We start from the raw sequence: 2,728 nt of genomic DNA on the forward strand, positions 1-2,728 counted from the left end.
TCCCTGGCCGGCTGTTCCACCGTTAAGGACGTGAAAAAGGGCATCATTCCTCCTTCATGCCCACTTTGCCAGCATTCGCTGTGATGACCGTAAGGATTCGTTCATTTCTGGCTATCCCGTGTAGCCTTTCCGTACTAACCATAAACAAATAGTAAGCTATCCGGAACGTTTTAGCGTACACTGAAATCCAACGTCTCTGCTGGATAAAAGATATGTCTGTCTTTGATAGCTTTAAGATGTTTCGTGATAAATCAGTAGATGTCACATGCCCTGAATGTTCCCGCATAGCTCAACAGCACAAGTATAAATTAAGAAAAAAAATGACGATGATCTGTCCTTATTGTGGACATTATTTTCGGCGTGGGGAAGATTAGTGATGATTTACATATTTATGAGCAACAGTCGGGAGCTGTTTGTAGCTAAGTAGTCGTTTTTTTACCTGATATGTGCTTAATATTGTATGTATTGTTTTCATGAGTATACTGATATTAATTTATGAGGATGTTTTATATGATTGCGTATTTCATGCTGGTCCATCGTTATCCAAATCAATTCAAAAAACTATTTAAATCTATTCATCATGAAAAAAATTATTATGTGATACATGTTGATAAACGAGCAGGTAAAAAAATTTTTGATGAAATAGATTTATTTTTGAGTGATTATAAAAATGCATCTCTATTAGAAAGCAAAGAAACTATATGGGGAGGATATAGTCTGGTAGATGCCCAGTTGCGGGGAATTGAAAAGCTTGTAACCAGTGGCGGAGCATGGGACTACTTCATAAACTTAAGCGGTCAGGATTTCCCATTGAAAACCCAGGAGTTTATAATGGGGTATCTTAGTGCATTTGATTGCTGTGAATTTATAAAAGTAGTTAATCAGAATTTAATCAGACCGGAAACCATGCACAGAATAAAAGATTATGTAGAGGAAATAGATGGTGAACTGGTCATTTCCACCACATCTGACAGAGAATTTTTGAAAGGGGTTACGCCATATATAGGTAATCAGTGGATGATACTGAGTAAGAGCTTTTGCGAGTTTATTACCTATAGTCCAGAACTGAATATTTTTAAAGAATTTTATCGTAATACATTAATTGCGGATGAAAGTTTTTTCCAGACTGTATTGATGAATACCACATTTAAATCCAGAATAATTTATGATGACAAAAGGGAAATTGACTGGGTTGAGTCAGATGATATTAAGTTACGCCCCCGTGATTTCTTGACGAATGATTCAGAAATGCTAATAAACAGCAATAATTTATTTGCCAGGAAATTTGATGAGAATATAGACAGCAGAATTATCAACATACTTGAGCGCAGGATAAAAGTATCTAACGTTAGTACTTTGTTGTATTGATAGTTTTTAACCCATAGTGGAGAGCATAAAAAATAGTGGGGCAATCGTGATTGATACCGCCCATGAGGGAGAGCATAAAAAACTGTGGGGCAACTACCAGATCGCCTCTGGCGACCCTGTACACGATTCTGTGGTGCGACACGAGGTTGTTCCTGTGATTGTTTCAGCCAGTATGTAGTAAGAAGTGCGAAGAAACCTGCTGTCTCACCAGCAGTTCCCTACCCGACTGTGTGTTGAGAGTAATTTCAGGGTGTAAAGCGTCGGGGACAACGTAGCCACGGATTATCCGTAAGAGCGAGCCGTGAGGCTCAATCCGAAACTGCCAGCCGCAGGCGGTGAAGGCGCAAGGGATGAGGGTATGGTCAGCACAAGCAAATCCCGGTAAGCATCGTAATATGTAAGAAGCCAAAACGGCTGTCAGGCTTCAGCCAAAAGGCACGCGATCAGGTATGTCCTCTCACAGATGGGGCATCGTGAGTGTTGTATCGCCGGTGTTAACGGGGGACCTGTCCCCTTGAGTCACAGGAACGGAACGTGGTAACCCCGTACAACTCCGCAAGGTAGTGAGTTCGTGAGGACAAACAACGGTTGTGCGGGAACGGGACGCCGGAAGAAGCGAATGATCGGTTGTAATAACCGATATACGGTTTTTTTTTTTTACCGACCTGAAAAGGGGCTGACGTCCGGTGGGTCTTCTCTGGCGAGAAAATCAGGAAAATCGACTTTATGAAGGAACGCAAATGACGCAACAGGCCAGTAACCAGTGTAGTGCGCCTTCAGCATCATCTCTGTGGTCATCAATTAATTGGCAACAGGTTGAAGATGATGTATTTCGCAGATGCGTATCGCTAAGGCAACCGAAGCACAGCGCTGGAATAAAGTGCGTGTGCTCCAGCGACTTCTCACCCGATCTCATCAGGCGAAGCTGCTGGCTGTAAGGCGCGTGACATCGAACCGGGGACGTAACACGCCGGGCATCGACGGAACGCGATGGATAAATCCGCAACAAAAGTGGCATGCCGCTATGTCTCTGTCCTGTCGGGGCTATCGGGCACAACCTTTACGACGTATACATATTCCCAAAAAGAACGGCAAGACAAGGCCGTTGGGGATCCCGACTGTGAAGTCATAATGCCTCTCCTTTCAATGACTGATTGGAATATTGTCTGAAGTGTGCGGTTGAGTCCGTCAAGGTGGTGTAAATTCAGTTCCAGCTTTCCGGTCCGGTAATGAGCCTGCTATGCGCTGAGTGGCAGCGCTTCGATTACTTCAGTTTCAGTGGTCTGGTCTATCTCCGCCATAGTGTGTTGTGGCAGATAACGGTTCTGAAGCAGCCATTCCTCGTTCTGTTCCGTCAGTA

Annotated in this window: 3 protein-coding genes; all 3 read left to right on the forward strand. The window is 43.5% G+C overall.

Going from position 1 to position 2,728, the window contains the following annotated elements:
* The first annotated feature begins 212 nt into the window (after nt 1-212).
* The 3 genes from ACLJRH_RS26115 (at nt 213) to ACLJRH_RS26125 (ending at nt 2,500) form a co-directional block, all read left to right on the forward strand.
* The gene (locus tag ACLJRH_RS26115; protein WP_410958286.1) at nt 213-374 is read left to right on the forward strand and encodes a YnfU family zinc-binding protein; all 162 of its coding nucleotides are present in this window, start codon (nt 213-215) and stop codon (nt 372-374) included.
* 136 nt (nt 375-510) lie between these two features.
* On the forward strand, nt 511-1,368 hold the full coding sequence (locus ACLJRH_RS26120; protein ID WP_410958287.1) for a beta-1,6-N-acetylglucosaminyltransferase: 858 nt from the start codon (nt 511-513) through the stop codon (nt 1,366-1,368).
* Between the two features lie 838 nt (nt 1,369-2,206).
* The gene (locus ACLJRH_RS26125; protein ID WP_410958289.1) at nt 2,207-2,500 is read left to right on the forward strand and encodes a reverse transcriptase N-terminal domain-containing protein; all 294 of its coding nucleotides are present in this window, start codon (nt 2,207-2,209) and stop codon (nt 2,498-2,500) included.
* Nucleotides 2,501-2,728 lie beyond the last annotated feature (228 nt).

The organism is Salmonella sp. SAL04162 (assembly GCF_046551535.1).
Taxonomy (GTDB): domain Bacteria; phylum Pseudomonadota; class Gammaproteobacteria; order Enterobacterales; family Enterobacteriaceae; genus Salmonella; species Salmonella enterica.

Bases quoted from the DNA above. Each gene is read 5' to 3' on its own strand.
- ACLJRH_RS26115 (WP_410958286.1), top strand. From the start codon at position 213: ATGTCTGTCTTTGATAGCTTTAAGATGTTTCGTGATAAATCAGTAGAT.
- ACLJRH_RS26120 (WP_410958287.1), top strand. From the start codon at position 511: ATGATTGCGTATTTCATGCTGGTCCATCGTTATCCAAATCAATTCAAA.
- ACLJRH_RS26125 (WP_410958289.1), top strand. From the start codon at position 2,207: ATGCGTATCGCTAAGGCAACCGAAGCACAGCGCTGGAATAAAGTGCGT.